Source organism: Bradyrhizobium sp. Gha (assembly GCF_900113735.1).
Lineage (GTDB): Bacteria > Pseudomonadota > Alphaproteobacteria > Rhizobiales > Xanthobacteraceae > Bradyrhizobium.
This window is the reverse complement of sequence record NZ_FOQM01000082.1, coordinates 1-5,732: the sequence shown is the minus strand read 5'-3', so window position 1 is coordinate 5,732 and position 5,732 is coordinate 1. Positions and strand designations below refer to the sequence as shown.

Below are 5,732 nucleotides of genomic sequence, written 5' to 3'. Positions count from 1 at the left end.
GAGGCGTCAGACCGGATCTGCGGGAAGCGGCTGAAGGCGTTGATGCCTGCGTTGATTGAGGCGATGGAACGGCATGGCCACCTCGACCTTGCCCCCGAGATCTGCGACAAACTTTTGGCAATGAGCGCTGCGACGATCGACCGCGCATTGGTGCGGGTCCGAGAAGGATTAGGTCGCAAGCGTCGGTGGCACGCGACGCACTCGTTGCGTCGCAGTGTTCCAATAAGGACGTCGGCAGATTGGAATGATCCGGCGCCCGGATTCGTCGAGGCCGACCTTGCCGCGCATAGCGGTCCATCTGCGCGCGGCAGCTTCATCCAGACCCTCGTGCTCACCGACATTGCTACCGGCTGGACGGAGTGCGCTCCTCTGATCGTGCGCGAACGGACGCTGTTGAGCACGGTGCTGACGGAATTGCGCAAACAATTGCCTTTTTCGCTGCTTGGCTTCGATACTGACAATGATACGGTGTTCATAAACGAGACGCTGAAACCCTACTGCGAGGCGGCCAACATCGTCTTCACGGGTTGCCGGCCCTACCCTAGCGATCGGGTTGCACGATGACGCTGCATGAGGCGCAACACAGCAGGAACTAAGCCGTTGGATCCCGATTAAGTTGCAAGACTTCGAGGCGTCAAATCCCGAAAAGTCCTGCGCCCACAAAACCAAGGTGGTACAAAACAGCGATACCGCTCAACGGCCTGAACACTCTTTTACAGACAATTTGAAAATGGCCAGCAATCGGTTCGAGGATCATTGTCTCGTGTTGCGGGAATGTACACTGTCACGATAGCTCAAGGAAGAGCGCGGCAAACTATGGACATTGCTTTCTCTAAGACGGAGCGTTTCTCAGGATTTCCGATGCTAATTCTGATTGCTTGCGGTGGTGCCCAGCCATCACCAGCATAAGAGGCGCTGACTGCAACCTGAACACCGGCCTCCAGAAGTGCAGCAGCGATTTCGTTGCTTGATGCGCCCTTCAGCGGAATCCAAACATGAAGGCAACCTGGGTCACTGGCCAGCGGCTTACCTTTGAGGCCGCTTACTACCAAGCGATGGCGCGCCGCGAGTTCGTCCTTTACAGCAGCAAGGATTGCAAGATCGCCGCCATTTGAAACTAGCTCAGCCATTAGGGCTGCGCTAATCGGGCTCGCCATCCAATAGGTTGCCGGAAGACCGGGCCAGAATACCCGCGTCGCTTCAGCCACATCCGGTGCAACCACGAACGCCAGCCTTAAGCCCGCTGAAAGGCTTTTTGCCGTTCCAAGCAAATACCAAGAAAGCTCAGGCGCGAGCGATGAAATAGGCGGAAGGGGTGATTCTGTGAGCAAGCTGTAGATATCATCTTCAATGAGTCGGACCTGATAACGACGCGCGATCTCAGCGATCTGTTGCCGCCGGCCAAGAGACATGGTCACAGTAGTCGGATTCTGATAGGTAGACACCAAGTAGAGGGCGATTGGTCGTTTCCGATGACAAATCTCCCTGAACGCTTCCGGATTGAGGCCATCTCCGTCTATCGAGACATCGACGACGGAGATACCGTAGCGCGCTGCGAACGAGCGAACTGGTGAATAGCTCAATCGTTCGATGGCAAGCGGCCGCCTGTTTCCAACGATTCCTGGAAGAAGTACCTGAAGTGCGGCTTGAGTGCTGTGGGTGACGATTATTCGATTCCGATCTGGTACTACTCCGAGGCGGCGACCGACAAAAAGAGCCCCTTGCTGTCTCTCATGGTCAGTGCCCATCCAGCGGTGCGTCGCCATCAATTCGGCTGGAAGACTTTCGGCCAAAACGCGGTTTAGCGCCTTGAAGACCATTGTATTGAAAATCTCGGGAACTGGTGGAGGGTGGTTCAGCGTGAGCTGGATCACACCATCAGGGGAGATCGCTCTGTCTCTGAATCGTTGTGAGCTCGGGCTTGCGAGTGCTCTCGCGTCCATGGTCATATCTCCGAAAGCAGTTGATACGGCCAGAAACCATTGAGGCCGCGGCAGCTCCCGTCGCGGTTCGCGCCGGTATCCTCCAGTTGATTGCTCCGGTCAAATGCAGAAATGGCACGATCAAAGCGCCCGAACGGATCGGGATCATCGTGTGACGCGTGCTGGTCGCAAATGCACCGAAACAAACGACACCCAGACGTATGGAATCTGGCCCTGCCGAAACGACTGAGCCGACCCAAACTTGCTAAGACGAACGAATGCTCGCGACAAGCGCTCCCCGCTACGGGTTGGCTCCCCATCAGCTTCACCGGCAAGATGTGTGGATGCATGCAGGTAGCTCGACTTGTTTACAGTGTTCGAATGAGTGCCATTTCTGCACGAATCCGGTCAACTACCCGCCTTGATGGTAAACGGCGCCTAAGGTCTATTGGTTGATGATTGACGGCCGCGTCCTGGCTCGACGTTTGCGAGACGCCAAAAACATAACGCATACTATGGGAGCCCGATTTGTCGACGCTAATTAGAGAGGTCACCAGCCTCCCCAGCGGAGATGTCACGCTCGCATTTGTCTTTTGAGTGATGACGTGCCGTGAATGAGCCGGGCTGAGATCGACTGGGTGCATGTGTTTGCGGTATGTCCTGGTCGAACGTATGACATCGAGAGGCAGCGGCAACTGCTTCGAGTTATATCGCGGCAGGCATTGCGGCTGCTGAAGGGCTATCGGATCGGAGGTTCTGCGACACTTGTGTCAAAGAAAGCGACACCCCGAGCAATTGAGTCTATCCGTCGATCGTACGGAGCGAGGCACTGGCGCTGATCAAGACCTACTGCGTGCATTTTTGGTCCGATGCTTGCTGCAGGAAGCTGGCGAAGCGGCATGGTTTACATCCGGAATTGAGACGGTGCGGCGCTGGAACTGGTGCACGGGATTTCGAAGGATCGCCGGCGTCGATTGAAACCGGTGCACCAGCCGCGGCATAGCCGCGCTTGGGTTGGTTGGTCCAGATCGACGGCTCAGAACACTGGTGGTTTGAGAGCCGCGGCCCGCAATGCAGCCTATTCGTCTTCATCGACGGCGGCCACTCGATAGGTGCATCTGTTTGTCCAAAAGGGGACGCACTTTGACTACTCCAGGGCGCCGATCGCGCTATCTGAAGCGCTATGGCAAGCCCATTGCGTTCTACTCAGACGACCACGCAACGTTCCGGGGTCAACAAGGTCGCCGCCATTTGCGGCGACGGGATGAAGCAGTGTGGCCGCGCGCTGCACGAGCTCACATCGATTTCATTTGCGCCAATGTCCGATTTTGTTGAAGAAAGGCCGTAGTTGCGACTCAAGAATAGCAGTGATTCAGCCTGAATTGGCAGGACTGAAGATCATGATGGGCATCAGCAAGTCAATCAGACTGCGTTGTTCTGTTGTTTGAGTTCTCGCTCGAGAAGCATATTCGCTCCGAGCACCTGCTTAGGTCGATCGACAGGTTTGTCGACCTGCAAGAGATCAGGCGGGATCTGGCGGCATCGGCCGGCCTTCGATCGACCGAACTGATGATCCGGATGCTCCTAGTCCTGCGCGCAACATGAGGAATGCGCACCTTTTCATGTGGGCGCTGTTTAGCTTCAAGTTACCGACGGCCTCTCAGCCGCATGACAGGCGCATTATCACGCCAGAGCGTCGCTGCTGGCTGAAGTGCAGACGGCGCAGTTGTTACGCCCCCTCAGGACTTCCGTGCAATGGCCGAAACCAATTCTTATCAGCTTCCCGCCCTAGCCCTGAAGCGAGCAACGAACTTCCCCGAGCAAAGCGCGGTTTGCCAGCGATAATAACGGATAAGTCGTAAGGGCAAGCTGAGGCCGTCAGGCGGCATGGTTCCACGGCATAAGCGCGTCGATTTTGCTGCTCGGCCAGCCGTTGGCGATACGCTGAAGTGTGAGGGCGAGCCAGGCGAACGGATCGACGTTGTTCATTTTCGCTGTCTGCAGCAGTGTTGCGATGGTCGCCCAGGTTTGTCCGCCCCCGTCGCTGCCAGCGAAGAGGCTATTCTTTCTCGTAATTGTTTGTGGCCGGATGGCGCGTTCGACAATGTTGGAGTCGAGCTCGATGCGACCATCAGTCAGGAAGCGTTCGAAGATGGCACGGCGCGAGACGGCATAGCGGATCGCCTCAGCGAGCTTTGATTTGCCGGAGATCCGCCGCAAGGTCCGCTGCCAGGAGTCGAAGAGATCTGCGACGATCGCCGCGGAGGCCTGCTGGCGCGCGGCAACGCGAGCGTCGGGCTTTGACGGCGCACGGTTTTCTCGACCTGCCAGAGTCTTGCCATCTGCTCGACCGTCGCCGTTGCCACTTCTGAGCTCCCTGCAACATGCAGCTCGTAGAACTTGCGTCTGCAGTGTGACCAGCAGCCAGCCAAGGTGACGCCTTCATTGCCGCGATCGGATCGCGCGAGCTTGTTATAGGCGGCATAGCCATCCACCTGCAGTATGCCGCGATAGCCATTGAGGTGCCGGACCGCGCATTCGCCGGAGCGGCTGTCTTCGAAGCGATAAGCCACCATCGGGGGACCGCTGCGGCCAAACGTTCGGTCATCCTGGGCATAGGCCCACAAATAGGCCGTCTTCGTCGATCCGGAGCCTGGAGCGAGCGTCGGCAAAGTGGTTTCGTCGGCAAAGACCCGTTCGGCCTTCTTGACCTCGCCGAAGATGTAGTCCGCCATGATCTCGAGCTCGAAGCCGAGCTTGCCCATCCATTGCGCCATCAACTGGCGGTCGAGCTCGACCTTGTCGCGGGCGTAGATCGCCTCCTGCCGCTAGAGCGGCAGGCCGTCGGCATATTTGGCGACGGCGATCTGGGCCAGAAGCGCTTCCGTCGGAATGCCTCCTTCGATGATATGGGCCGGGGCCGGCGCCTGGATCACGCCGTCCGCGTTCTTGAAAGCATACTTGGGACGGCGCGTGACGATCACACGGAACTTGACCGGCACCACATCTAGACGCTCCGACACGTCCTCGCCGATCAGCACTTTCTGCTTGCCGGCATGCTCAGCCAGCTCTTCCGGCTCAATGACGATTTCGACCCGTTCCAGATGGGGCGCAAAGCCCTTGCGCCGACGCGGTGCACGCTTGCTATCCGCTTGCGCACGGCCCTTGCTGACCCGGGCCTTGATCGCCGCGATGCCGGTCTCGATCTCCTCGAAGACAAAGGCTTGCTGTTCAACGTCGCCATTCGCAGAGCCGAGCTTTTCCGATCGTCGGCCGAACCGCGCGCGGTCGAAGGCCTTGAGGATCTGCGTCAGCTGCTCGATGCGCGCATCGGCATCGGCGTTGCTCGCCTTGAGATCGGCGACCTCGCTCTCCAGAGCATCGGCGGGGCCGCTTTCTCGGCCATGGCAAGCACCATGGCCTTCAGCGTCTCCACGTCATTTGGGAGGTTGAGATCGGGCCGCGTCATTGCCCCGACCAGAGCACATTTTGCTCAGCTTCTCTTGTGCGTGTTCCAGCCGATCGTGATCACGGATTCCAGGCCATCGTGATCACCCATTCCAAAGCATCGTGATCACCGTTTCCAGCCGATCGTGATCGCTATTTCGCGCGATCATGATCGGGGACAACCAGGAGGCGTCCACCGCTGACAGTCTGTAACCGGGGTAGCTCGGTCTTTTGCCCAACCGCAGAGGATCGAGATGCCGACAGAGAGACTGTCCATGCGCCACATTCGCGAAGTTCTACGCCTGCACTACAGCGTCGGCATGTCGCAGCGCGCCGTTGCCCGCAGCCTCGGTCTGGCCCAGG

Annotated in this window: 1 protein-coding gene and 3 pseudogenes; 2 read left to right on the top strand and 2 right to left on the bottom strand. The window is 58.1% G+C overall.

Annotated features, from left to right (window positions below; genetic code table 11):
• Positions 1-540 (top strand): annotated as a pseudogene (locus BM222_RS39525) (ISNCY family transposase); the annotation flags it as partial.
• A gap of 254 nt (positions 541-794) precedes the next feature.
• On the opposite strand, the gene BM222_RS39520 reads toward BM222_RS39525, so the two are convergent.
• Positions 795-1,943: an aminotransferase-like domain-containing protein gene (locus BM222_RS39520; RefSeq protein WP_177243756.1), complete on the bottom strand. Its 1,149-nt coding sequence runs from the start codon at positions 1,941-1,943 to the stop codon at positions 795-797.
• Positions 1,944-3,359: 1,416 nt separating this feature from the next.
• Here BM222_RS39520 and BM222_RS42740 point away from each other — a divergent pair.
• Positions 3,360-3,512: pseudogene (locus BM222_RS42740) on the top strand (transposase); the annotation flags it as partial.
• Positions 3,513-3,800: 288 nt separating this feature from the next.
• On the opposite strand, the pseudogene tnpC reads toward BM222_RS42740, so the two are convergent.
• Positions 3,801-5,391 (bottom strand): annotated as a pseudogene (gene tnpC / locus BM222_RS39515) (IS66 family transposase).
• Positions 5,392-5,732: the final 341 nt, after the last annotated feature.

Coding starts and splice junctions, on each gene's coding strand:
- BM222_RS39520 (WP_177243756.1), bottom strand. CDS start 1,943: ATGGACGCGAGAGCACTCGCAAGCCCGAGCTCACAACGATTCAGAGAC.